27 protein-coding genes and 2 tRNA genes are annotated in these 25,912 nt (G+C 33.7%); 16 read left to right on the plus strand and 13 right to left on the minus strand.

What is annotated here, in order from left to right; genetic code table 11:
- Positions 1-8 precede the first annotated feature (8 nt).
- From C4F50_RS08450 to C4F50_RS08460, 3 genes are all read right to left on the minus strand, one after another.
- Positions 9-446, minus strand: coding sequence for a hypothetical protein (locus C4F50_RS08450; RefSeq protein WP_193846009.1), 438 nt, complete (start codon positions 444-446; stop codon positions 9-11).
- A gap of 2 nt (positions 447-448) precedes the next feature.
- Positions 449-1,030: a Panacea domain-containing protein gene (locus tag C4F50_RS08455; protein ID WP_193846010.1), complete on the minus strand. Its 582-nt coding sequence runs from the start codon at positions 1,028-1,030 to the stop codon at positions 449-451.
- 127 nt (positions 1,031-1,157) lie between these two features.
- Positions 1,158-1,559 carry a helix-turn-helix domain-containing protein gene (locus tag C4F50_RS08460; protein WP_193846011.1) on the minus strand — a complete coding sequence of 134 codons (402 nt, stop codon included), beginning with the start codon at positions 1,557-1,559 and terminating at the stop codon, positions 1,158-1,160.
- Positions 1,560-1,737: 178 nt separating this feature from the next.
- Here C4F50_RS08460 and C4F50_RS08465 point away from each other — a divergent pair, with 178 nt between their 5' ends.
- Positions 1,738-2,016 (plus strand): hypothetical protein, encoded by a 279-nt coding sequence (locus tag C4F50_RS08465; protein ID WP_193846012.1) that lies wholly within the window; start codon positions 1,738-1,740, stop codon positions 2,014-2,016.
- Between the two features lie 121 nt (positions 2,017-2,137).
- A complete protein-coding gene (locus C4F50_RS08470) occupies positions 2,138-2,815 on the plus strand; it encodes a hypothetical protein (RefSeq protein ID WP_193846013.1) in 678 nt (225 codons plus the stop codon).
- 234 nt (positions 2,816-3,049) lie between these two features.
- Here the strand turns inward: C4F50_RS08470 and C4F50_RS08475 are convergent, their stop codons facing one another.
- The 4 genes from C4F50_RS08475 to rseP form a co-directional block, all read right to left on the minus strand.
- A complete protein-coding gene (locus C4F50_RS08475; protein ID WP_193846014.1) occupies positions 3,050-3,343 on the minus strand; it encodes a GIY-YIG nuclease family protein in 294 nt (97 codons plus the stop codon).
- A gap of 52 nt (positions 3,344-3,395) precedes the next feature.
- Positions 3,396-3,469, minus strand: a tRNA-Asn gene (locus C4F50_RS08480).
- A 36-nt stretch (positions 3,470-3,505) separates the two neighbouring features.
- Positions 3,506-3,579: transfer RNA gene (locus C4F50_RS08485), tRNA-Asn, on the minus strand.
- Positions 3,580-3,665: 86 nt separating this feature from the next.
- A complete protein-coding gene (gene rseP / locus C4F50_RS08490) occupies positions 3,666-5,006 on the minus strand; it encodes an RIP metalloprotease RseP (RefSeq protein WP_193846015.1) in 1,341 nt (446 codons plus the stop codon).
- A gap of 325 nt (positions 5,007-5,331) precedes the next feature.
- Here rseP and C4F50_RS08495 point away from each other — a divergent pair, with 325 nt between their 5' ends.
- The 14 genes from C4F50_RS08495 (at position 5,332) to hflX (ending at position 21,415) form a co-directional block, all read left to right on the plus strand.
- Positions 5,332-5,652 (plus strand): hypothetical protein, encoded by a 321-nt coding sequence (locus C4F50_RS08495; RefSeq protein ID WP_193846016.1) that lies wholly within the window; start codon positions 5,332-5,334, stop codon positions 5,650-5,652.
- A gap of 63 nt (positions 5,653-5,715) precedes the next feature.
- Positions 5,716-5,886, plus strand: coding sequence for a hypothetical protein (locus C4F50_RS08500; protein WP_193846017.1), 171 nt, complete (start codon positions 5,716-5,718; stop codon positions 5,884-5,886).
- Positions 5,887-5,902: 16 nt separating this feature from the next.
- Positions 5,903-6,043: a hypothetical protein gene (locus C4F50_RS08505; protein WP_193846018.1), complete on the plus strand. Its 141-nt coding sequence runs from the start codon at positions 5,903-5,905 to the stop codon at positions 6,041-6,043.
- A gap of 365 nt (positions 6,044-6,408) precedes the next feature.
- Positions 6,409-6,585, plus strand: a complete 177-nt coding sequence (locus tag C4F50_RS08510) for a hypothetical protein (protein WP_193846019.1) — start codon at positions 6,409-6,411, stop codon at positions 6,583-6,585.
- The gene (locus tag C4F50_RS08515) at positions 6,582-7,154 is read left to right on the plus strand and encodes a DUF3267 domain-containing protein (RefSeq protein WP_193846020.1); all 573 of its coding nucleotides are present in this window, start codon (positions 6,582-6,584) and stop codon (positions 7,152-7,154) included. Before C4F50_RS08510 ends, C4F50_RS08515 begins: the two co-directional genes overlap by 4 nt.
- 243 nt (positions 7,155-7,397) lie before the next feature.
- Positions 7,398-8,534: an HlyD family secretion protein gene (locus C4F50_RS08520; protein ID WP_193846021.1), complete on the plus strand. Its 1,137-nt coding sequence runs from the start codon at positions 7,398-7,400 to the stop codon at positions 8,532-8,534.
- 6 nt (positions 8,535-8,540) lie between these two features.
- Positions 8,541-10,691 carry a peptidase domain-containing ABC transporter gene (locus tag C4F50_RS08525; protein ID WP_193846022.1) on the plus strand — a complete coding sequence of 717 codons (2,151 nt, stop codon included), beginning with the start codon at positions 8,541-8,543 and terminating at the stop codon, positions 10,689-10,691.
- 113 nt (positions 10,692-10,804) lie between these two features.
- On the plus strand, positions 10,805-11,875 hold the full coding sequence (locus tag C4F50_RS08530; protein ID WP_193846023.1) for an NADH:flavin oxidoreductase/NADH oxidase: 1,071 nt from the start codon (positions 10,805-10,807) through the stop codon (positions 11,873-11,875).
- Between the two features lie 77 nt (positions 11,876-11,952).
- Complete coding sequence (locus C4F50_RS08535) at positions 11,953-12,993, plus strand: Gfo/Idh/MocA family oxidoreductase (protein WP_193846024.1); 1,041 nt, start codon at positions 11,953-11,955, stop codon at positions 12,991-12,993.
- Between the two features lie 414 nt (positions 12,994-13,407).
- Complete coding sequence (locus C4F50_RS08540) at positions 13,408-14,628, plus strand: MFS transporter (protein ID WP_193846025.1); 1,221 nt, start codon at positions 13,408-13,410, stop codon at positions 14,626-14,628.
- Positions 14,629-14,848: 220 nt separating this feature from the next.
- Positions 14,849-17,668, plus strand: coding sequence for a carboxypeptidase-like regulatory domain-containing protein (locus C4F50_RS08545; protein ID WP_193846026.1), 2,820 nt, complete (start codon positions 14,849-14,851; stop codon positions 17,666-17,668).
- 19 nt (positions 17,669-17,687) lie between these two features.
- Positions 17,688-19,025 carry a DUF5689 domain-containing protein gene (locus tag C4F50_RS08550; protein WP_193846027.1) on the plus strand — a complete coding sequence of 446 codons (1,338 nt, stop codon included), beginning with the start codon at positions 17,688-17,690 and terminating at the stop codon, positions 19,023-19,025.
- 136 nt (positions 19,026-19,161) lie between these two features.
- Positions 19,162-20,019: a hypothetical protein gene (locus C4F50_RS08555; protein WP_193846028.1), complete on the plus strand. Its 858-nt coding sequence runs from the start codon at positions 19,162-19,164 to the stop codon at positions 20,017-20,019.
- 160 nt (positions 20,020-20,179) lie between these two features.
- Positions 20,180-21,415, plus strand: coding sequence for a GTPase HflX (gene hflX / locus C4F50_RS08560; RefSeq protein WP_193846029.1), 1,236 nt, complete (start codon positions 20,180-20,182; stop codon positions 21,413-21,415).
- 165 nt (positions 21,416-21,580) lie between these two features.
- Here hflX and C4F50_RS08565 read toward each other — a convergent pair whose 3' ends face one another.
- The 6 genes from C4F50_RS08565 to C4F50_RS08590 all read right to left on the minus strand — a co-directional run bounded on the left by C4F50_RS08565 (position 21,581) and on the right by C4F50_RS08590 (position 25,709).
- Positions 21,581-22,531, minus strand: a complete 951-nt coding sequence (locus C4F50_RS08565; protein WP_193846030.1) for a DUF3078 domain-containing protein — start codon at positions 22,529-22,531, stop codon at positions 21,581-21,583.
- Positions 22,532-22,609: 78 nt separating this feature from the next.
- Complete coding sequence (locus C4F50_RS08570) at positions 22,610-23,119, minus strand: DUF2480 family protein (protein ID WP_193846031.1); 510 nt, start codon at positions 23,117-23,119, stop codon at positions 22,610-22,612.
- Between the two features lie 80 nt (positions 23,120-23,199).
- Positions 23,200-23,523: an SUF system Fe-S cluster assembly protein gene (locus C4F50_RS08575; RefSeq protein ID WP_025570977.1), complete on the minus strand. Its 324-nt coding sequence runs from the start codon at positions 23,521-23,523 to the stop codon at positions 23,200-23,202.
- Positions 23,524-23,629: 106 nt separating this feature from the next.
- Positions 23,630-24,055, minus strand: a complete 426-nt coding sequence (locus tag C4F50_RS08580; RefSeq protein ID WP_071635876.1) for a SufE family protein — start codon at positions 24,053-24,055, stop codon at positions 23,630-23,632.
- A gap of 2 nt (positions 24,056-24,057) precedes the next feature.
- The gene (locus C4F50_RS08585) at positions 24,058-24,483 is read right to left on the minus strand and encodes a hypothetical protein (RefSeq protein WP_193846032.1); all 426 of its coding nucleotides are present in this window, start codon (positions 24,481-24,483) and stop codon (positions 24,058-24,060) included.
- Between the two features lie 11 nt (positions 24,484-24,494).
- Positions 24,495-25,709, minus strand: a complete 1,215-nt coding sequence (locus C4F50_RS08590) for an aminotransferase class V-fold PLP-dependent enzyme (RefSeq protein ID WP_193846033.1) — start codon at positions 25,707-25,709, stop codon at positions 24,495-24,497.
- Between the last annotated feature and the right edge of the window lie 203 nt (positions 25,710-25,912).

Here is a 25,912-nt window from a genome sequence, read left to right on the forward strand (position 1 = left end):
TTTTGTTATTATAATATTTTTTTTATTCGTCTTTTAACTGAAGGAGAATTTTTAAAGCATTCGATAACAGAATTAAGTTCGTTTTTATCTAGTACACCTTTAATTTCGTAATGAAAATCCAGAATAGGATAAGTTTGAAAGAATAATGTTTTATCAATTTCTTTTAACCAGCATCCATGTAGATAAGTATTTTTTGGAAATGAAAAACCAGTTATCGAATCCAAAATGAAGTCTGCCTTGAAACAATAAGTTGTTTGCTGAGCGTTGACTAAATCAATACAGCCATGGTTAATTTCTGTTCCTTCAGGAAAATACTCAATGCTTGATGGTAAAGAAACAATTAGTTGTGTGCCATTTACTTCTTTTAGCAGTAAAAAGAATTTGTTTTTAGAATCGCCATTTTCAAAAACATAATTTGGAATATGTAATAAAGTTCCATCTGTCATGATTAATTAACTCTGAATCCGTTTAAACTTGATTCAAGTTTTTTATGATGATTGTAAATAGAAAGCTTTAAAGGATCATTTTGAAGAATCTCTTCAAAGTTTAATTCTACATTAGAACTATTTCTTATTCCTAGTTCAAATTTTTCTAAAAGATTATGACGAGAAGCTGTATTATACCACAATGAATCTTTTTTGTGTGTAAAATTAACTAAAACATAAGCAGGTTCATTTTTTACCGCTTCAGTCAATTTTTCTAAAAGATTTAATTCGTTATCGGAGAATTCATCATCATTAAATTCTTTTTTCGATTTGATATATCTTTTATTGTCAATGCTTTTTACTTCGATATAATCTTTAAAAACAATAGGATCATCAGATAAGTCAACAAAAACTTCTTGTGATACAGGACCTAATTGCCAAACTTCATATTTGAGATTTAAAAAAGGCAGTCCAAATTCTTTTATAGAAAACTCGTCGAGTAGGTAAAGAATTTTTAAAAGTTTAGTTTTCGATAGATCTTCAATTCTGTCTGCTAAAAAAATGATAGTATTCCCAATTTTTTCTATGTCGTTTTTAAAATGCATATTTTGGGTGTAAGAAAATAATTATTGCAAAGTTATGACTTTTATTTAATAAATTCAATTTAAGTGAATTATAGAGATGATCCAACTGAATTTTAAATGTCTTTTATGTTTGTGATTTCAAAAGAATTTACTTCCCTTTCAACAACCTCTCCAAATACTCCACCTTCTCTTTCTCAGCCAAAACCAAACGCTCATAAAGTTCCACAACTTTATCTAGAGGATTGAAAGTGCATTGATGATTTTGACTAAAAGCACCTTGACTATTACTGAAGTCAGTATCATTAAATGTGTTGAAATAATTGATGACACCTTCCTCAGAAAAACTTTTAATTGCTTCTACTGTAACGCCAAGAGCTTTTGCAACCGCAATTAACTTTTCATCATCAATAGTTTCGCTGTTTTCTAATACAGAAACTGCCTGCTGGTTTGTTCCCATAGCCTGCGCAAGTGCTTCTTGTTTCATATCTCTAAGCTCTCTAATTCGGCTGATGTTTCGGCCTATATGTTTTGGTTTTGCTGTTGTAGTCATACTTCAAAGATATTTAAAATTCTTAACATTAAATACGCCGTAAAAAACATAAAATAATCCGTGTTATACGGTTTTTGAGTTTCTGCAAAAAAACGATTTATGGTTTAATTTCGGCACGAGTCAAAAATACAAATTTTCTCACAAATTATTTTAAACCAAAATTATAAATCGAAACGCCATGAAAACAGAAAACCCAGCAACAGAAACAACAGAAAAACTAACAGCGTCTCTTTTGAGATTTGCATCAGAGATTTGTTTCCAGGGAGAATTTAGAAATCATCCTGAATACTTAACAGAAATTTTCGAATATATCCTCGAAACCGAAATGGGCAACGATCTCCAATTGCGAACCAAAATGCTGAGTTGTATCAAAACCAGCAGAATGCTCGTCAAAGCGCTAGAACCATTTTCAGACGAAGAAATACAAAACAGCTCTAATTTTGTTTTAAGTCATTGATAAAGAATGGTGTAGTTAAACGGTTTTAAGTGTTTTTTGCAGCGTTTCTAAAAATCGGGATATTAGAATTAGTAACTTTATATAGGTTTTTTACTGAGGCATTAATCTAATAGCCGTTACTATGAAAAAGTATGAAGCATTTTTTGGCACTATGGCATTCGTTTTTTCTCTCAGCTGTTTTGCACAGCAAACCGAAAAAGCCGCTGTCGAAACAGGATCTGCAAACACGATCTTGTTAACAGACAATCTTTCTAACGACGATTACGTAATAAAATCCTATTATGTAGAAGAAAGAATCAACAAGCTTTTTGGAGGTAGAATTACAACCTACGAAGTGACCAAATTAGATATGGTATACACCAACGATTTGGGACCCAATAATACCCGAACCGTGATTCCGCGTTACGTAAAACGAAAAACAAAAGCGGTTGAGGTTACCATGCATACCCAAGCTCCTGCCGAAGTTTTATCGGCTCCTGTAGAAGCTGTAAAAGTCGACGTTTTAACCCCCGCCGAAACACCAAAATACATAAACGTTGATGTGGTAGGAACTTATGCGAAAGTGCTTGAAAAAGGCTATAAATCGCCCGAAATGCTCAGAAAAGTAGCCGACCGATTGTACTTTGAAGGAAATCTTACTGCAGCGGTTGCATATTACTCTCAATTATTCGATTTAGTGAAAGATCTCGATGTAATCTACTACTATCGTTATGCGCAATCTTTAAAAGCCATAAACGAAACCGAAAAGGCCGATATTTTGATGAAAAGGTTTAAAAGCGAAACGTTGACGATGAAGTGAGGACTTTTTTTTGGGAAGTGACAAAGGGGCAAAGTGATAAAGGAGCAAAGGATTTGCAAATCTTCGATTCTATGATCAAACATAGCCGACGGTTTTAACCGTTGGTAAGTAATGTATGGGGCTATGTTTGATAGACAAAAACAATATAAACAAAAAAAGACGATCAAATGATCGTCTTTTTTTAAGCTCCCCCTCTTGGGCTCGAACCAACCCCGAAAGCTTTCGGGGCTCTGATTAATAGTCAGATTTGTATCTTAATAGAAGTTTGTCAATTATTTCAGGATATTCAGCCAAATTTTCTATATACTTTTTACTTTTCATTTTTTTTATGTGTGCCTCTATTGAAAGTGCTTGAATTTTATTAGTGCATGTAAAATTTAAAAACAAAGTCCAGTCATTTGCATTTGCAGTATATTTATTAGGAGGTGCGTTTTTGTGAAACTCTAATCTTAAATCGAAATTGCTTGTATACCCAATATAATAACGATTGAGTTTTTTAGAATGTAAAATATATACAATATGGCTCATGGATTTACATAAAAAAAATACCACTTACAAATCGTAAGTGGTATTTAATAAGCTCCCCCTCTTGGGCTCGAACCAAGGACCCTCTGATTAACAGTCAGATGCTCTAACCAACTGAGCTAAGGAGGAATCACCTTAAAGGTAAATATGTTTGCTAAAAAGTTGCTCCCCCTCTTGGGCTCGAACCAAGGACCCTCTGATTAACAGTCAGATGCTCTAACCAACTGAGCTAAGGAGGAAGTTGCTGTTCTTTTTAGCGAGTGCAAATATAATCGAATTTTTAGTTTCTCAAAAATATTTTAACTCTTTTTATTAATTTTTTTTTCTACTTCATAATTGCCTTGTAGATATCGTTTCCGTTGGCGAATAGTAATAGTGTAATAAGTAATACAAAACCAACCATTTGTGCGTTCTCTAGGAATTTATCACTAGGTTTTTTACCGCTGATGATTTCATACAATAAAAACATCACATGACCTCCGTCAAGAGCCGGAATTGGCAATAAATTCATTACTCCAAGCATAATTGACAATAAAGCTGTGATATTCCAGAAAACTTCCCAGCTCCAAGAACTTGGAAAAATGTTGTAAATCGCCGCAAAACCACCCACTTGTTTATAAGCTTTGGTTTCTGGATTAAAAATCATTTTTAATTGTTTTCCATAACCTATTAACTGATCTTTTCCTTTTTCAAGTCCAACCGGAATAGATTCAAAGAAACCATATTCTTTTGTACTTATTTTATAGTAGCCTAGTTTCTCTAAAGATTTCATGTCTAAACTCCCCAAAGCGACACCAAGTTTAGCATCTTTACTAACTTTTAAAGTAATAGGAGTTTCTTTTAAATCACGTAGAACAACAGCAGGTATTGTTTTTTCTTTATTGACTTCTAAGATTGCTTTAGCTTCGTCAAAATATTTAATCTTTTGTCCGTTAAGAGAAAGAATCAAATCTTTTGGTTTTAAATTTTGATTCGGAGAATCCTCAGTAACTTTTCCGATTGCATAAGGGTAACGAATACCAATAAGTAGTCCTTTTTCTGTTTTAGACAATTGATCTACAAAATCTTTAGGCATTTTGATTGTTTGCTGTTGTCCGTTTCTTTCTATCAAAACTTCTTTAGCCATGATCACGTTCATGTTCATGTCGCTGTCAAAATTTTCTACCTTTTTGTTGTCAATAGAAATGATTTTATCACCCGTTTTAAAGCCTGCTTTAATCATAGCAGGATTATCAATCGCTACACCATCTTTCAAATCAGAATTTGCGATATACGTATCACCGTAAGCAAACGCCATTCCGATATAAATAATAAATGCCAATATAAAGTTTACGGTAACCCCGCCAAGCATAATAATCAAACGCTGCCAAGCTGGTTTCGTACGGAATTCCCAAGGCTGTGGATCCTGAGCCATCTGCTCTTTGTCCATACTTTCGTCAATCATTCCAGAAATTTTCACATAACCTCCCAGCGGAAGCCATCCGATACCGTATTCTGTTTCGCCAATTTTCTTTTTAAAAAGGGAATATTTAACATCAAAAAACAAGTAAAATTTTTCGACTCTGGTTTTAAACAATTTTGCAGGGATAAAATGCCCTAATTCATGAAGAATAATAAGTAAAGATAAACTCAATAGAAATTGAGAGAGTTTGATAACTATATCCATTTTAAATTTTTAGTTCGTATTTAACGCACAAAAGTAGCGTTTTCTATTTTAATATAAGTCGCAAGATAGTATTTAAGGTTTTAAATGTTTGTTAATAATTAAATTAAAATAACGGTCGCTTTTACTTCTTATTCTGTATAGTCTTCAAATTTCTTGCCATGTTAGAAGTGTCTTATGTTAATACAATTTAGACTTATGCTGGGCGCTTGTTTTTAAAAGAGATGTCTAACTTCATTTTTTTGATCTTCGAGTTTTTTGAGGGTTTTAGGGGGTGTTTTTTTAATCTCTTAAATAAGTAAGTATTAATTATAAAATTAACATAATTATGAATTTTATTAAGCAAATTGAAAGAATTAAAATGATTCATAAATTAATTTGTGGAGAAAAGACAGGAACACCTTTGTTGTTTGCTAAGAAACTTAGTTTGAGCAGAAGCCAATTGTATAATGAGTTGGAAGTAATAAAAGAGTTTGATGCTCCACTAAAGTACTGCAAAAAACGAGAGACCTTTTATTATGAAACTCCTTTTGAGTTAATATTAATTTTTTCGCTAAAGACAATAAAAAATGATGAATCTAGAGAAATTTTTGGAGGTTTTAACTTCCGTCCAATTTTATTAGACGGAACTCTGATAAGTTTGCCATAACAAAAAAGTTCTCGAGAAAATGATTTTGTTGAAATTATTAATTAACATTTAAAATTTAACATTATGGAATTAGAAGTAATGAACTTAGAAAGTTTGAATTTGGTAGAGCTAAATGCTCAGGAAGTGCAGGAAACTATTGGAGGGCATGAAGGTTGTTTTTGGGCAGGAGTAGGTGCTGTTGCCTTTCCATGGGCAGCAGGAATCGCGTTCGCATACGTTATGATGCAAGATTAACTAAAAAACAGAAATTATGAAACTAGAAAATTTTGAATTAGTAGAATTGACCGAAGCTGAATTAAGTTTAATAGAAGGAGGATCTCACTTCAAAGATTTTTTTGAAGGTGTTGTATGCGGCCTTGGAATTGTTGCCTTTTTAGCGACAGTTGTTTAAATTTTCAGAAGAGAATATTTTAAGTATTCTCTTCTGAATTAGTTATAATAAAGTTTGAATTAAAATTATGAAAAAAATCTATCTATCATTAGCAGCTTTAGTGTATTTCACTATCATCATAATCTTAAGAAAATATTCTGAGAATCATATATGTTCATTTTTGTCAGGTGTTTTTGGAAGCTTAGGAGTTGTCTTTTTTATTTTTATGATAAATATCGAAAAGGCGAATTTTAAAAAACATTTTTGAATTTGAATCCTATTCCTATAAAATTTTTAATCATGACGATACCTTTAATTGCAATATAAAAACAATTTGTAGTGCTGATTTTAAGCATACAGCTTATAGTGATTATTTTAATTTTAACATGAGGAATCAATTAATGGAAGTCTTTTCATTGGCTAAGAATGAAATTTTGGCTTATAATAAGACTGAAATAGATTTTAATTATGTGAAGCAAATTGTTGAGACAGAGTTAATGTCTATTGAAAAAATTGAAATTTCACAAGAATTATTAGAAATTGAAAAGTATAAAAGAAAATGAAAGAAATATCTATTGATTCTAAAAAAGTACAGTTTTTAGGAATAATAATAAGTGTTCCTATTGTCTTGTTTTTTCTATTAATGCTGCATTTTAGATGGAACGAATTTTTTACACAAAATTTGAAAGATATAAAAGCTTCATTGCAAGTTTTTGATAACAAAACAGCTAATACGTTTTTAATTTTATTAATGCCCAATCTACTTGTTTGCATTGGTATAATTGTTCATGAATTTATACATGGCTTTTTTATGGCTTTATTTTCAAAAAGAGGATGGAAAGCTGTTAGGTTTGGTTTTCTCAAAAAGTATTTAATGCCATTTGCTAATTGTAAAGAACCATTGACATCTAAAAAAATGTTAGTGGTGTCGCTTGCTCCTTTTTTAATTCTTGGATTTTTTCCCTCAATTTATGGATTTCTATATGAGAATCTGACTTTTTTATTTATTGGCTTTTCTATGACTTTGGGAGCTGTTGGTGATTTTATTTATTCTTATTTGATATTTAAAGCTGGCTTGAATCACAAACTACTGGATCACAAAAGCAAAGTTGGATTTATTATTATAAACTAAAAGTATTTAAAATGAAAAATAGTTTATTTCACACAATTTTCTTAGGAACAAAAGATAAAAAGTTTCTGACTCTGGTTTATGTTATTTTAATTTCTGTTTTGATATTATATTTTTTGGGATTTTTTTTGGGTAAGGCATTGTTTTATTTGACTCATTAGTTGAGAAAAACATAATAAAAATTGGCAATTATAATTCGGTCTATACGATTTATAGATTATTGATAAGTGTCTCAAAATAAGCAGTATGAATTTCACTTCAGATCCAATAAATACTCTCGAAAACTTAATAGCAAAAAACAAAACAAAAAGTTTCTCAATCTACTTTATTGTTCTTTTTGCAATTATAATTTTCTTAGTATTACTACCCATTATTAAAGTCGACATTAGTAGCCAAAGTCGTGGAATAATTCGCAGTAAAACAGATAATGTTCCTGTTGCAACAATTGTAAGCGGCAGGATAAATTGGATAGTTTTAAATAATAATAGTTTTGTGAAAAAAGGAGATACACTTTTAAAAATCTCCAAAGAGAATCTTGAAAGCGATAAAAGAACTCAGGACACCTTATCTATTTCTGTTGCGGCATTTTTAAACGATATTACAAATCTTTTAAAAAATAAAACAGACCACTTGTTAACTTCGACCGCAAGAGAAGATTTTTCTAAATTTCAAGCCGGAAAAAATGAACTTTACAGCAAAATTGAGCAAGCAAAAATAAATTATGATCGAAATAAGATTTTATACGATAAAGATATTATTGCTAAGGCAGATTTTGAAAAACTCGAATATGAATTGCGCTTAACGAAACAAACATTACAAAGTTTTGTAAGCCAGCAAAAAACTACTTGGGAAAATCAGAAAAGGGATTTGGAAGAGCGTTTGAAAAATTTAAACGGAACTGTTGCAAAAATTAAGGTGGAATCAAATAACTATGTTGTTTTAGCACCAATTTCCGGCACAATAGAAAACTTTTCAGGAATTCAGAAAGGCTCATTTATTAATGCATCACAAACCATTGCTACAATTTCTTCGGCAGATAATCTTATTGTTGAAAATAATGTTTCTCCAAATGATATTGGTTTGATAAAGAAGGGTCAAAAAGTAAAATTTCAGTTAGATGCTTTCAATTATAATCAATGGGGTTTGCTAGAAGGAAAAGTTATCGATATTGATCATAATATAACAATACAGGGCGATCAGGCTTTTTTTAAAATTCGCTGTACTTTAGATTCGCAGAACTTACAACTAAAATCAGGTTACAAAACCTGTATTTCAAAAGGAATGACATTAACTACGAGATGTATAATTACCCGCCGAAGCTTATTCGATTTACTATTTGATAAAATAGACAATTGGTTAAACCCAAAACAACTATCATCTTAAAATTAAATGGCTTCAATAAAAATAAAACAACATGATATTCAGGATTGTGGCGCAGCTTGTCTGGCTTCTATTGGAAACCATTTCAAAGTTAATCTGCCTATAGCCAGAATACGGCAATATGCCAATACTGATAAACGAGGAACCAATGTTCTTGGAATAATTGAAGCTGCCGAGAAAATGGGCTTTACGGCAAAAGGGGTGAAAGGAGGTTTAGATTCTTTAGATAAAATTCCGCTTCCTGCAATTGCACATATTGTTACAAAAGAGCAATTGCAGCATTATGTTGTAGTTTATAAGGTGGATAAATCTAAAATCACGGTTATGGATCCGGGGTTTGGTAAAATGGAAACATATAGTTTTGAAGATTTTCAAAAAATATGGTCAGGAGTACTAATTCTTTTTGCGCCGAATGATGATTTTAAAACATTAAACGAAAAAACTTCTCCTATAAAAAGATTTTGGAATTTAATTCAGCCACATAAAATCATTTTAGTTCAGGCATTAATTGGTGCCATAGTTTTTACTGTTTTGGGATTGTCAATGTCTGTTTACATACAAAAAATTACAGACTATGTTTTGGTCGATGGCAATAGAAACCTGCTTAATTTATTGAGTATCTCGATGATTGCTATTATAGTGCTTCAGGCCTATATAGGTTCAAAAAAAAGCATATTGGTCATGAAAACAGGGCAACTAATTGATGCGAAATTAATTTTGGGCTACTATAAACACTTACTGCATTTGCCACAGCGTTTTTTTGATACCATGCAAATAGGTGAAATAACCTCCAGAATAAACGATGCAGTAAAAATTCGCTCCTTTATAAACGAAGTTGCCATAGAAATGATTGTCAACATTTTTATTGTAATTTTTTCATTTGCTTTAATGTTTAGTTATTATTGGAAACTTGCTTTGGTCATTTTACTTGCGATTCCATTTTACAGCTTGATATATTTTGTTTTAAATAAATTCAACAAGAAAGTAGAACGAAATATTATGGAGAATGCAGCTGAGTTACAGACGCAATTAGTAGAAAGTATTACACATGTCAGGACGGTAAAAGAGTTTGGAATTGAAGAGTTCTCGAATTTAAAAACAGAAAATAAATTTGTAAAACTTTTGTTTACAACTTATAAATCTGGTTTAAACGGAATTTTTGCAGGTACCTCTACGCAATTTCTAGCTTCAGGATTTACTGTTATTTTAATGTGGATTGGATCCGGTTACGTGATTGACAGATCTATTACTCCAGGAGAATTATTTTCTTTTTATGCTTTGATTGGTTATTTTACATCGCCCGTAGCCTCTTTAATAGGAATGAACAAAACTGCGCAGAATGCATTAATTGCGGCTGACAGGCTTTTTGATATAATGGACTTGGAACGAGAACAAACAGAAAATAAAGTTGAACTGCAAAGAGGAAATGTGGGAGATATAAAATTCGAAAATGTTTCTTTCCGTTACGGATCACGAATCGAAGTATTTAAAAATTTTAATGCTGTATTCAAGAAAAATCAAACTACAGCAATTGTAGGAGAGAGCGGAAGCGGGAAGACAACTTTAATATCACTTCTTCAAAATCTTTATCCAATAAAAGAAGGTAAAATTTGCATAGGTGATTTAGATATGAAGTTTGTTCATTATAAAAGTTTGAGGGAAATTGTTGGTGTTATTCCACAGGAGCTTAATTTGTTTTCTGGAAATATTATAGAAAACATTGCTTTAGGAGAATCATTTCCCAACATTCAAAAAATTTTAGAACTAACAAAGCAATTAGGTATTTTAGAATTTGTCGAAAAATTGCCAAATGGATTTGAAACGCAAGTTGGTGAAAATGGAGCTATGCTAGCAGGAGGACAAAAACAGCGTATTGCTATTGCCAGAGCATTATATAAAAATCCTGAGATTTTATTACTAGACGAAGCAACATCTTCTTTGGATACAAATTCAGAAAAAATAGTAAAAGATGTACTTGATAATTTTAAAAGTCAAGGAAAAACAATAATTGTGATTGCACATCGATTGAGTACCATAGCAAATGCAGACAATATATTGGTTATGAAAAATGGAACAATTGTAGAGTCAGGAAATCATTTTGATTTATTAGAGCAAAAAACGGAATACTATAATTTATGGAATAAGCAGAATTTGATTTAAATGTTTGTTAATTAATAAAAATAAGATTACTCCTTTTTCGATTGTTGCTTAACTTTACTTTTTAAACGCTATCCTGTTTAATTGGTAGTTTAAAATCATAAAAAGTTACAAATATGTCTTCACAATTATTTTCTCCATTAACTATAAAAAAAATCACTTTAAAAAATAGAATCGTTATCTCGCCCATGTGTCAATATTCATCAATTGACGGATTTGCAAACGATTGGCATCTGGTTCATTTAGGAAGCCGTGCAAGCGGGGGTGCAGGATTAATTATTCAGGAAGCCACAGCGGTTTCTCCAGAAGCCCGAATTTCGCCTTCTGATTTGGGAATCTGGAAAGACGAACACATCGAAAAACTAAAGCAAATCAACCAATTTATTGTATTGCAAAATTCTGTTCCGGGAATTCAGCTTGCACATGCGGGACGAAAAGCCAGTGTTTCGGCACCTTGGGAAGGCAATAAAAAGTTAGATTTCGCTCAAGGCGGCTGGCAGACTGTTGCGCCAAGTGCGATTCCGTATCACGAAAACGAACTTTTTCTTCCGCAAGCTTTGGACAAAAACGGAATTCAAAAAGTGATTTCAGATTTTAAAGCAGCAACAAGAAGAGTAGTAGAAGCGGGATATCAGGTTCTGGAAATTCATGCCGCACACGGTTATTTACTGCATCAGTTTTTATCGCCTTTAACAAATGACAGAACAGACGAGTATGGAGGAAGTTTTGAAAACAGAATTCGTTTTACACTAGAAATTGTTGACGCGGTGCAGCAAGAGTGGCCGTCGGATCTTCCGTTATTGGTTAGGATTTCGGCAACAGACTGGGCAGAAAATGGCTGGAATCCAGAAGAATCGGCGCAGCTTTCAAAAATATTAAAAGAAAAAGGAGTAGATTTAATCGATGTTTCTTCAGGCGGATTGGTTTCGCATCAAAAAATAACATTAGGGCCAGGTTATCAGGTTCCTTTTGCCGAAAAAGTAAAACAAGAAGCGGCAATTTTAACGGGTGCTGTTGGTTTAATTACCGAAGCTCAACAAGCCGAAGAAATACTAAATAAAGGTCAGGCCGATTTGATTTTATTCGCCAGAGAATCTCTTAGAAACCCGAATTTACCTTTAGATTTTGCTAAAGAATTAGACAGCGAAATTCAATGGCCAAAACAATACGAACGAGCTAAAATTTAAATTTTTTTTCCGCCACCAATTCACGAATTATTTTTTCCAATTCGTGAATTCGTGGCGAATAAACTAAAACAAATCAAATGCAAAAAATTAAAACAGCATTATTATCATACGGAATGTCGGGAAAAGTTTTTCACGCTCCGTTTTTAGATCTTCATCAAGGTTTTGAATTATTAGGGGCTTGGGAACGCAGCAAAAAACTCATTCAAGAAGATTATCCATACGTAAAAAGTTATGCTTCGCTTGACGATTTATTAGCAGACGATGTCGATTTGGTAGTTGTAAATACTCCAGTCGGAACACATTACGAATATGCTAAAAAAGTACTATTGGCAGGAAAACATGCCATTGTCGAAAAAGCATTTACTACAACTGCTGCCGAAGCAAAAGAACTAGCGGCTATTGCAAAAGAAAAAGGTTTAAAATTGGCTGTTTTTCAAAATAGAAGATGGGACAGCGATTTTAAAACCATTAAAAAAATCATTGATGACGGAGTTTTAGGAGATTTGGTAGAAGCCGAATTTCATTTTGACAGATACAATCCAATTCTGAGCCCAAAAGCTCATAAAGAAACAGCAAACGATGGAGCTGGAGTACTGAAAGATCTGGGGCCGCACATAATTGATCAGGCTGTTAGTTTGTTTGGATGCCCGAAAGCTGTTTTTGGAGATATCCGCGTAACGAGAGAAAACTCTGTGGTAGATGACTGGATCGATTTGACGTTGTTTTATTCTAATTTTAGAGTGCGCTTAAAAGCTGGTTTTTTTGTGAGAGAAGCTAATCCGGCCTATACTATTCACGGAAAAAAAGGTTCGTTTTTGAAACCTCGAGGTGATGTTCAGGAAGACGATTTAAAAGTGGGTAAAAAACCAAATTTAGATGCTTGGGGAACAGAAGATGAAAATCTGCAGGGACTTTTGCATACCGAAATTGATGGTAAAGTGATCCGAGAAAAAGTGCCGACACTTCATGGGAAGTATTTCAGTTTCTTTGATGGTGTTTACGAAGCAATTACAAATGATAAAAAAGAACCTGTAACCGCAGAAGACGGCGTAAAAGTTATGCAGGTAATAGAAGCTGCAATTGCAAGTAATGCACAGCAAAAATTAATTAGCATATAAATACATTCCGTAGGAATGTTTCATCGGTAGAAAAAAAATTCAGCCGCATTTACAGTGCGTAAGAACGTTTGTGAGGTTATTAAAAATGATGTAAAAATCAAACGTTCCTACGGAACGTAAAAAAGCGATGCCATATAATTGTAGTACCGATGAAATGTTCTTATGTAACAAAATATAAATAAAAAGGGGTTTTCTCGAAAATTGAGATTGCTCCTTTTTTTTGTTTTAATTAAAAAATGAAGCAGATTATAATTCTACTAAACCCGAAAAGTTGTAATTTTAATAGGAAGATTTCAATTGATATCTATTGAATTTATAAACAATAACGTTGTATATTGTGCATAACCTTAGGTTTGATGCACTTTGACAAGTGTTTTTAGTATTTTTGAAAATTACACCAATCTAAAATTCAGTATGCTGATAAATTTTAATCCGTTAGCGCTTTTTCAAACCAAAGGAAAAATCAAGAAAGTATTTAGAGAAGCAAAAGCATCTTACTTGAATCGAATTCGTTTTGCCGTTGGAATGTTTTATTTTGGAATGGGTTTAAGTTTTGCAACCTGGGCAAGCCGAATTCCGGATATTAAAACGGCACTGCATTTAACCGAAGGTGATCTTGGTTCTATTCTTTTTGCACTTCCAGTAGGCCAATTAATTATTATGCCTTTTTCGGGTAAAATGGTTACTAAATTTGGAAGTCATCGCATCTTGATTTTCTCCTTAATAATGTATGTTTTATGCCTCATTAATCTTGGTCTGGCAACAACAGCAATGCAGTTATCAGTCGGTTTATTTTTGTTTGGATTGTTCGGAAATCTAGCCAATATCGCCGTAAATACACAAGGAGTTTACACCGAAGTTCTGTTTAGAAAAACCATTATGTCGGCATTTCACGGAATGTGGAGTTTTGCTGGATTTACAGGAGCTTTAGTCGGTCTGGGAATGTTGTCATTAGATTTGAGTCCGCTGCATCACTTTTTAATCGTGGGCGGCATTGTGTTATTAATGGTTGCTTTTAATTTTAAATTTTTGGTAAGAGCCAAAGAAAAAGTAAAGGCAAAAAAAGAAGGTAAAAAATTATTTGTAAAACCCGACACGGCCTTAATCTGGCTTGGAGTAATCGGTTTTTGCAGTATGGCGAGCGAAGGAGTAATGTTTGACTGGAGCGGTGTTTATTTTAAAGATATAGTAAAAGCCCCTGGTCCGTTAGTCGTGTTAGGTTATACTTCTTTTATGATTATGATGGCCGGAGGCAGATTTTTGGGCGATGGATTAATCAATAAATTTGGGCGCGAACGTGTTATGCAGATCAGCGGTGTCATGATTTCTGCCGGACTTTTTACAGCCGTTTTTCTTCCTTATATCGTTCCGTGCACCATAGCATTTATGTTTGTTGGTTTGGGTGTGGCTACTATAGTGCCAACCGTTTACAGCATTGCAGGAAAAAACCCGACCGTACCTGCGGGAGAAGCCTTAACCATTGTATCGAGTGTTAGTTTCTTAGGTTTCTTAATGGGGCCACCTGTAATTGGCCATATTGCACAGAATTTTGGACTTCAATTTTCTTTTGCCTTTATCGGAATATTTGGTGTTCTGATCGCTTTTATGGTTTATAAAATTAGACCTAAAGCATAAAGAACAACAGTTTAAGACTCTGAAAAAACAATAGAAATTAATCAATTTTAAAAACAATTAAACAAAATAGTAAGTAATTATTTACTTTTAATAAAAAATAACTATTTTTGATTCAGGTTTAATTTTTGAAATATAAAATTTTCCTCAAAACAAATTTCATCTTTTGAATAAAGGATCATGCATCCTCAAAATTATTGTTCAAAAAATTGAAGTTTTTTTAATGGAAAAAAATTACCTGGTTCTTTTTATAGTTTTGTTTTTTCAAATTGCTTTCGCACAAGACGAAACCATTTTTACGGGAATTGTAGTAGATTCTAAAACAGAAAATCCGCTGGAAAATGTTGTACTAACGATCCAGAACTCCAATATCACCCAGCTCACAAAGTTTAACGGAAAATTCGAATTACACTCTTCCATAACAGGAACGCAATTATTATTGGTGCATTGCCAAGGTTACAAAGAGCTGCTTTTAAAAATAGAGTCTCAACCTGGAAAAAAAATCTATCTCGGGATTCTGCAGCTAGAAAGCACTTTTACAGATGAAATTCCCGCAGCACTAATAACTTTATTAGACAGTGATTTTTCTGATGACAATAGTTCTTCAGAAACCACTTCTGGACTTTTACAATCTTCCAAAGATGCTTTTATGCAGGCATCGGCATTTAATTGGGGACAAGCCCGATTTCGGGTCCGCGGTTTAGACAGCGAAAACGGAACCATGATGCTCAACGGAATGACGATGAACAAAATCTATGATGGCAGACCGCAATGGAACAATTGGGGAGGCTTGAATAATGTACTTCGTAATCAGGAATTTTCGATTGGTACAGCTGTTTCCAATTATACTTTTGGAGGTGTTTTAGGAACACAGCAAATTTTTACCCAGGCTTCTATCTATCGTAAAGGGACTTCATTGATTTTTTCTGGCAGTAATACCACCTATTCGTGGCGTGCAATTGGCACGTATGCTTCTGGAATGAATGCGTCAGGCTGGGCATATGTTGTTTCTGCAGGAAAACGCTGGGCAGACGAAGGTTATTTTGAAGGCACAAATTTTAATGCAGATTCTTTTTTTCTTAGTGTCGAAAAGAAATTAAATGCAAAGCATTCTTTAAATTTTACGGGATTTTATACGCCAAATTCACGTGGTAAAAATGCGGCCAATACAAATGAAGTTGTTCAGTTAAAGGATGAAAAATACAATCCGTATTGGGGATTTCAGAACGGAGAAAAGAGGAATGCCCGAGTAAAAAATGTCGAAGAACCGTTGTTGATGCTCAATCATTATTTTAAAATTGATGAGCAGACAAAACTCAATTCGGGCGTAATGTATCAGTTTGGTAAAGTAGGAAACAGTACTATCGACTACCAAAATGCCGACAGTCCAGATCCGGTTTATTATAGAAAAATGCCAAGCTATTTTAGTTCGCTTTACGCGAAAGACAATGGCGAATTTTCGGGTGAGTTTACTCCCGACTATGATAACGCAGCAAAAAACAAATTGGCATTTTTGGCCAATTCGCAGATCGACTGGAATCAAATGTATTTTGCAAATCAAAAACAGGGAACAAATGGATTTGAACCCTCAAAAAGTCATTATGTACTTTATGAAGACCGAACAGACGACAGAACTTTTGCTGTAAATTCAAACCTCAATACACAAATTACTCCCAATATTTCTTTTGATGGAGGGTTTACTTTTAAAAATATACGATCGCATAATTTTCAATATTTATTAGATCTGCTTGGTGGTGCCTATTTTGAAGATATTGATCCGTTTTACAAAGGAAATCTTTCGCAGTCTGATCTGCAAAACCCAAATAGACAAGTCAAAAAAGGCGACACATACGGTTACAATTATAATTTTCTGGCCAATACCATAGATGTTTTTACGCAGTTTAAATTTACATACAACAAGACAGAATTCTTTTTGGCGCAGTCTTACGCCGCATCAAATTATCAAAGAGAAGGTTTGTACCAAAACGGACTTTATCCCGAAACTTCTTTAGGAAAAAGCGAGAAAGTCAATTTTGAAAACTTTGGTTTCAAAGGCGGGTTCATGTATAAAATTTCGGGAAAACAGCTGTTGTTTTTTAGCGGATCACATCTTACCAGAGCACCTTCACTTCGAAATACTTTTTCTAATTCCCGTTTGAATAATGCTGTTGTTGACGGAATTGAAAGCGAAACTGTAAGCAGTGCCGAGGCCAATTATGTGTATCGTTCTCCCAAACTAAAACTACGCTTAACGGCCTATTATACTGCAATCAAAAACGCTTCAAAGACATCTTTTTTCTACGCTGAAGGGATTTTTGATAATGGAGCAGGTTACGATGCAACAGATGCTTTTGTGAGTCAGACTTTGACAAAATTAGACAAGAAAAATACCGGAGTAGAATTCGGTTTGGATTATCAGATTTCATCGACATTTAAAACTACATTTTCGGCTGCTTTAGGGAATTATGTTATTGCAAGTAATCCAAACGTAATGATTACAAATGATGCCAATAGAGTAAAAGAGGATGCTAAAACAACCTTTGATTTTGGACCGGCTTATCTTAAAAACTACAAACAATCTGGAACACCGCAGCAGGCCTATTCATTTGGATTAGAATATCGTGACCCTAAATTTTGGTGGTGCGGCGCCAATATTAACTATTTGGCCGAGAGCTATATTGATGTCTCGCCAATTTCGAGAACTTCTCAGTTTTACAGCAATCCAGCAAATGGTTTTCCGTTTCCCGAAGCTACTTTTGAACGTGGAAATGAATTGTTAAAACAAGAGAAATTTGACCCTGTCATGCTGCTTAATATTAATGGCGGTAAATCATGGCGTATTCGTAAAAAATATATAGGTCTCTTTGCGAGCGTAAATAATGCATTAAATCTAATCTATAAGTCGGGTGGTTTTGAGCAGGCAAGAAATGCCAATTTTAGGGCACTGAATCAAGATGTTTCCAGCGGAACACCTTCTTTTGGCTCTAAATATTATTACGGTTACGGACGAACTTATTTTCTAAATCTTACACTTGGTTTATAAACTGAAAAAATTCTCTCTTATGAAAAAATTAATTTTACTTTTTATCTCAATAACAATTTGTAGTTGTAATCCCGAAGCTGAATCTCCAAAATTAGCCTGTACACAACCTGATTTTATGGTAAACAAAACGGTCAATAAAATATATGAGCTTTCTGGTACTACTGCAAAGCAATATTTATACGATGACATTATTGAGGCATATGTTGTTTCTAGTGATGAAGGAGGAAATTTTTTCAAATCGATATCATTTCAAACGCTCGCGTCTGACCATATTCCAGCAATTGGCTTTAGTGTTCCCATAGACGTTTCTAACACTTATATTGATTACAGGGTAGGAAATAAAGTGTATGTAAAGCTTAAAAATCAGTTTACAGATTTATATTATGGAGGTCTGCGAATTGGGAGTCTCTATGTGAGTAATGCTGGTGATCCCACAATAGGCAGAATTTCGCAAAACGACTTTAGAAATGTTTTAAATGCTTCTTGTACTACAATTGACGAAAACAAACTTGTTGAATCTCTTTCGATCGAAGAGGCACTTTCTGATTCGAAATTGAATACTTTAATAGAATTGCAAGATGTTGAATTTACAGAAGCAGCGTTAGGACGTCATTATTTTGAAGAATCGAACAATGTTGGAGGATCAACAAACTGGAACTTACGAGATAAAACAGGAAATCAAATTATTTTTAGAACCAGCGCTTACGCTAAATTTGCAGATCATTTTGTGCCAGAAGGAAGTGGAAAAGTAAGGGGGATTCTAACAAAATTTGGATCGGATTATCAATTTATGGTTCGTTCTGAAAGTGATATTGTGATGAACGGAAAAAGAAACGTTCCATTTTTTGCAGAAGATTTTCAGTCGGTAAAAAACAATGTCAATTTTGTGCTTCCAGGCTGGAGTAATATTGTAGAAAAAGCGTCAAAAATATGGAAGAGCATGGTGTATTCAGGAAATGGTTATGCGGAGTTTAATACCACCAGCACAACTGCAGCAGAGAACATTGCGTGGCTGGTTTCTCCAAAAATAAATTTATCAGATTATAAAAATGCAGTATTGTCTTTTAGAAGCGCACAGCATGATCTAAAAGTTGATTCGCCTCTAAATACATTAGAAGTTTACATTTCGACCAATTTTGACGGCTCTAGTATTACAAAGGCAAAATGGACGAGAGTAGAAGCAAAAGTTCCCTCTCTCGCTACACCCTCACGACAATTTATAAGCTCTGGCGGCATCGATTTATCTTCTTATTCAGGAAATATTAATATCGCATTTAGATATGTCGGATCTGGAAAAGACAAGACATTAAACGGTGCTTTTATGGTAGATGATGTTAAGATTTTTGGAGAAAAATAAGATGCTATTAATAAAATGTAAATTAAACGTTTGATTTTTAGTGTTTTGTTGAAAAGTTTGTAGTTTTTAGATTTCAAAACCTAGAAATATAATTGATTTTTGTACTTTGGTCGTCCCAAATCAATACAAATATCACATGAAGACCTACTTTATCGCCATCCTGATGATGGTATTTCCATGTCTATTGCACAGTCAGGACAATGTAAAACTTAAGCAGATTAATATTGTAAAAACAAATTACCAAAACTCTAAAGACGGAGAGATTGTTAACAAAACAATGGTTTTTAAAGATGGTAAACTAGAGACAATTACAACTTCAGATGTAATACAGCACTTTTTTTATAACAAAAGCGGTTTGCTGGATATGACGGTAAAAGATAAAGTTGGAAGCGACTGGAAAGAGGTAGTAAACTATACTTATGACGCGGATAACAGAATCACGAAATTTGTAAAAAAATATCAGGAAGGTCCAAATTATATTACTAAAGTGGTGTCTTTTGGATATGAAGGCGCAAGAGTAAAAGTGACTACAAAGAAAAGTACCAATCACCAGAATCTGGTGGACGATATTGAATATATCGTAGAAAACGGAATCATTGTAAGACGTACTTCCCGCGATAGAAACAAACAGATTATTGGTAAAATAGAGTATGTTTATGTAAACGATAATGTATCTAAACATAAAGGATTAGTAGGAGATAAAATTTCTAAATCTTACACTTATGATGATAAAAAATCAGTTGACCAGTTAATTGTTCAAAATCTTTTTGGGGATAACTATAAAATTATTGTTCCGATGATTTCTTACCATGAAGAAGAATTTGAATTTGAATCTATTTCATACAATAACGAAATGAATTTTAGCCCATCGTCTGCAGTTTTAGTGGCGATCAGCAGAAAATACAAATACAATAAATTAAACTATCCAATTTCGTGCTCGCAGATTGAAGAGAACGGAATTGTAAAAACAGAAAAAACGTTTATTTACGAATAAAGGTTTAGAACTTAGACCATTTGCAAATGGAATTTTGTCGAGTTTATCTTGATGGAGTTCCATTTTTTTATGAAGAAACACATCGGATATAAATTTAAAAACGAAATTGTATAAGCAATTGTAGCGTACAAATGTTTAAATTTGCACCTTATTCAAGACTATGTTAGAAAAAGAAGTTATAAATTTTGAGAGAACGGTAATTGTTGGAATCGTTACTCAAAATCAAAGTGAAGAAAAATTAAACGAATATTTGGACGAATTGGAGTTTTTGACGTTTACCGCTGGCGGTGAAGTAATAAAACGCTTTTCGCAAAAAATGGAACGCCCAAACCCGAAAACTTTTGTAGGGACGGGAAAAATAGACGAAATCAATCTTTTTGTTGTAGAAAACAAAATCTCGACTGTCATTTTTGATGACGAGTTAACACCGTCACAGCAAAAGAACATCTCGAGAATTATTGATTGTAAAATTCTGGACAGAACCAACTTGATTCTGGATATTTTTGCGCAAAGAGCAGAAACTTCGTATGCTAGAACGCAGGTAGAATTGGCACAATGCCAATATTTACTGCCAAGGCTTTCTGGTTTATGGACGCACCTTGAGCGTCAAAAAGGAGGTATCGGTATGCGTGGTCCTGGAGAAACAGAGATTGAAACAGACAGACGTATTGTTCGTGATCGAATTTCGTTATTGAAAGATAAAATCAAAACGATTGACAAACAAATGGGGGTTCAGCGCAGCAACCGCGGTGCGATGGTACGTGTGGCTTTGGTGGGTTATACCAACGTTGGAAAATCGACTTTAATGAATGCTGTTGGTAAAAGTGATGTTTTTGTTGAGAATAAATTATTCGCAACTTTAGATACAACAGTGCGAAAAGTGGTGATTAAAAATCTGCCGTTTTTGCTTTCTGACACGGTAGGATTTATTAGAAAACTGCCAACGCAATTGGTTGATTCCTTTAAAAGTACTCTGGATGAGGTTCGCGAAGCCGATTTATTACTGCATGTTGTAGATATTTCGCATCCTGAATTTGAAGATCATATCGAATCTGTAAATAAGACTTTACTGGAAATTAAAAGCAATGATAAACCAACCATTATGGTTTTCAATAAAATCGATGCTTATAAACACCTTACCATCGACGAAGATGATTTGATTACCGAAAGAACACGTAAACATTATTCACTTAACGAATGGAAACAGACTTGGATGAGTAATGTTGGTGAAGATAATGCGTTGTTTATTTCGGCTAGAAATAAAGAAAACTTCGAAGAGTTTAGAGAAGTAGTGTATGAGGCTGTTCGTCAGATTCATATAACCAGATTCCCATACAATAAGTTTTTGTATCCTGATTATAAAGATGCAATCGAAAAGGAAGAGGAGCAGGAATAAGTAATTTACGGCAAAGAGCGCTAAGATTTTTATATCCTAGGGTTTTATTAAACACAAAGTTCGCAAAAGCTAAATATTACAGCCTTGCGAACTTTGTGTTTTTAAGATGTATTAAATATAATTTAGTGGTTTTTGCGGTAAAATTAAGTGGTTTCCAATTTCAAATTAAAACCCAAAATTAACTCCTAAACCAAATACTTGTCTTGTTTGAAGACCTCTGAAGGCATTGTCATCATATATAGCCTGAAAAGAAAAGTTTGCAGACAGAAATTTGTTAATTTTCATAATGATGTTCAGGGAGTAATTGATATCGACATTTTGAGGATCTTCTAAATAATTAGAATATAAATTCAGCGTGTTTTCTGCTGTTACATTGGTCATTATGGCTAATTTATAATAAACAGAAGCATAAAAACCGAGTTCGTAGCGCATGGTTTTGCCTTCGTCAACTCCAAAATAGTCGCCGTCTACATATGGCAAATCTGTAAATCTGTCAATTCCGCTTGTATAAGCATTGTCTACAAAAGTAAATTTTGAAGTCAGAGGAGCAAAGTTTATTTTAAGATTGTCATCTTTTGTCCAATAAATACCAGGCCCCGTGGTTAGGTATCCAGGAGACATGAATTTGGTTTGTTCTGTTCTAATTTCTTTTCCGTTTTCATCCTGCCCGTAAATATAACCCGTTGTAAATTGGGTTCTGAAATTTAGGAAATAGGAGTAATACCATTCACCAAAAGCTCTTTTTCCAACAATTGAATTGAACTCTAGACGGTCATCTGTTTTTTTTCCGAAGTCGGTATTTTTAGTTTGTAAAAGTCCGTAAGAAGCAAGAATTTTATTGTCCCAAGTAAGATCGTCTTTTTTATAATTGAAGTCGTAATTTATGCCTAAAGTTCCAGAAAAACTATCTTCACCACCAGCGATCCAGTTGTTAAAGCTGGATTGGTTCAATAAGAGCGATACGGTTCCTTTTGCTTTCCAGCCTTCGCCTTCAATTGTATCGTTGATTTTTTTTACTGCTTTTTCGGTATTCTGAATTAATTCTTTTTCTGAATTTTGTGCCTGAACAATAGCAAAGTTCGCTAAAATGCATAGTATTAACGCCAGCTTTCTCATGGTAATTTCATTTAAGTATATTAACAAATATAGTAAAAACGAATTGAAGGTTTAGCGTTAACGGCTTGAAATTGCAGGTTATTTCTTAGATTCTTTGTATAAAGGTACTGCAGAGCATGCTTCGCCATACATAATGCTTCGGGCAAATGGCTGCAGGTAAGTAGTTGCCAGAATATAGGCTCTCATTGGAACTGGTTTTCTAGAACATCCTTTTACAATAACGGGTTTACTTTTGTAAACAGAATAATCGATTTGGCTTAAGATTTCTTCATATAAGCTGGAATCAAGGTCTTCAATTGTTCCGTTAACGACTTTTTTAGCAAAAGGTGCCAGATGAACACTTACCAGAATTAATGCCCAAGCGGGAATAATGGCGTCTGTGCTGCAATATACGGCCACGTATTGGTCTTGGTATTGTGACCAGTCATGATTTTTAAGATGCTCTCTAAAGTCTTTTTCTTTTAATAAAAAACCTTCTAAGAGCCATTGCGAAATGTCAATCTGCACGCGTATTCCTTTCGGATAATAATCCTCAAGATCAAATACTTCTAATGCGCTGTTGGCGACTTTGTTAACGATTTCTTCCATAATTTTCTAGTAAACAGTGATCAGTTTTTAGTGATCAGCTTTTAACTGAACACTAAAAAACTAAATACTGAACACTTTTTTTAAAGCATTCCTAATTCTAATTTTGCTTCTTCGCTCATTAAATCTTTACTCCAAGGCGGATCAAAAGTAATTTCGACTTCTACATCTTTTATGTGTTCGATGGTTTTTACTTTTTCTTCTACTTCTCTCGGAAGACTTTCTGCAACCGGGCAGTTTGGCGAAGTTAGAGTCATTAAGATCTTTACTTCGTAATCGGTGTTTACCATTACGTCATAAATTAATCCTAATTCGTAAATATCTACAGGAATCTCAGGATCGTAAATGCCTTTTAAAATTCTTACGATTGATTCTCCTAATTCATTTGTGTCTATTTCTTGTTCCATTTTTTTGTTTGTTATTTTTTTCGCCACTAATTTCACTAATTTCCCGAATTAAGCAGTTTGCCTATTAAAATTCGTGCTAATTCGTGAAATTCGTGGCCGAAGAAATTTAATTTTTGTTTTTAGCATCAAAAGCCAAAGCGTACATTTTGATGTTTTTTATCATCGAAACCAAGCCGTTTGCGCGTGTCGCTGATAAGTGTTCTTTTAGGCCGATTTCATCAATAAATTCGGTATCAGCATTGATAATGTCTGATGCTTTTTGGTTAGAGAAAGCTCTAATCAAAATTGCAATAATTCCTTTTGTCAAGATGGCATCACTATCTGCTGTAAAGACAATTTTATCATCCTTTTGCTCTCCTTGCAGCCAAACTTTAGACTGACAGCCTTTGATTAAATTCTCGTCGGTTTTGTATTCTTCTTTAATTAACGGAAGACTTTTTCCTAATTCGATGATGTATTCATAACGCTGCATCCAGTCATCAAACATGGAGAATTCGTCTATTATTTCGTTTTGAATTTCTTTTATTGTCATAACTATTCTTTAGCGAAATCAACTAATAAATTTACCAGTTTTTCAATTTCTTTTGGCGGAAAACCATTGTCGAAACCTGCTGTTTCATAGGTTTTTCCGTCTTTTGTTATTTTTAAATTTCCAATAGCGGCCCCGTCATATGCACGTTTATCGGTTGGTGCTTTGAGAGAAGAAAGGCTTTCTAAATTTATTTTTGAAAATGCAGTTGTAATCTCATTCCATTTTGCATCATCAATAGTGCTTTTTACAGTTGCCGCATTTCGTTCTTTAGTAACCGAAACGGATTTGTTCTCTACTACAATGCTTTTAAAGTAGCCTCTAGAATGTGCAGAATATTCAATTTGAGTAGCTGTCATGTCTGCCTTTTTTTGACTGCAGCATCCGCTTGCGATGAAAACAGTTAAGAGTACCATTGATAGTATTCGCATATATTTATTTTTTAACTTAACATTGTTTGTGCTTGTTTTACAGCATCAACCATTAAATCAATTTCTTCTTTGGTATTGTAAAAAGAAAAAGAAGCACGAATAGTTCCCGGAATACAGAAAAAGTTCATGATTGGCTGAGCGCAATGGTGTCCGGTTCTAACGGCAATTCCTAACTTATCTATAATAGAACCAATATCATAAGGGTGAATTCCGTCGATATTAAACGAAACTACCGAAGCTTTATTTTTGGTGTTTCCGTAAATTCTGATTCCTTCAATTTCAGAAAGACGTTTTGTAGCATGTTCCAGCAATTCATTTTCGTATTCATGAATTTTATCAAAACCAATATTGTTTAAATAATCAATAGCAGTTCCCAGGACAATTCCACCTGCAATATTTGGCGTTCCAGCCTCAAATTTATGCGGAAGATCTGCGTAAGTTGTTTTTTCGAAAGTAACCTCTTTGATCATTTCGCCCCCACCCTGATAAGGAGGAAGTTTATTGAGCCATTCTTCTTTTCCGTATAAAATTCCAGTTCCTGTCGGACCGCACATTTTATGACCAGAAAAAGCATAAAAATCGCAGTCTAATTCCTGAACATCTGGTTTTAAATGCGGCACAGCCTGAGCGCCGTCAATTAAAACTGCAGCGCCAACAGCATGTGCTTTCTCAATAATATATTTAATCGGATTGATTACTCCCAATGCATTCGAAATATGATTAACAGTAACAATTTTTGTTTTGTCAGAAAGTAAAGCGTCAAATTCTGAAATAATCAATTCTCCGTTTTGATCAATCGGAATTACTTTTAAAACCGCTCCAGTTCTTTCGCACAACATCTGCCAAGGCACAATATTACTGTGGTGTTCCAATGAAGAAACAATCACTTCGTCGCCTGATTTTAAAATAGAGGCAAAACCATTTGAAACTAAATTGATTCCGTGTGTGGTTCCCGAAGTAAAAAGAACTTCATGCGGGTGTTTTGCGTTTATATGATTTTGTACTTTACCACGAGAAACCTCGTAAGCATCTGTAGCTAATTGACTTAAAGTATGAACGCCGCGGTGAATATTGGCATTGATTTCCTGATAATATTTTACTTCGGCATCAATCACAACTTGTGGTTTCTGCGAAGTAGCTCCGTTGTCGAAATATACTAAAGGTTTTCCGTTTACAGTTTGTGAAAGTATCGGAAAATCAGCTCTTATTTTTTGAATATCTAGCATGTCTTATTTAGAAAAAATCTATTTACAAAAGTACTAAAACTAAATTTGTTTATACAGCAATTCTATAATTTCCTTTTATGACGCTATTGTCTGCTGTTGTAAATGCTGATTCCATAAAAATCAATTCGGTTTTGTGAATTATTCGAAACAGAATTATAATTTGAGTTCTAAAAACGTGAACATAAATTATTTATATTGCAATA

This window comes from Flavobacterium hungaricum (assembly GCF_015182285.1).
GTDB classification, from domain to species: Bacteria; Bacteroidota; Bacteroidia; order Flavobacteriales; family Flavobacteriaceae; genus Flavobacterium; species Flavobacterium hungaricum.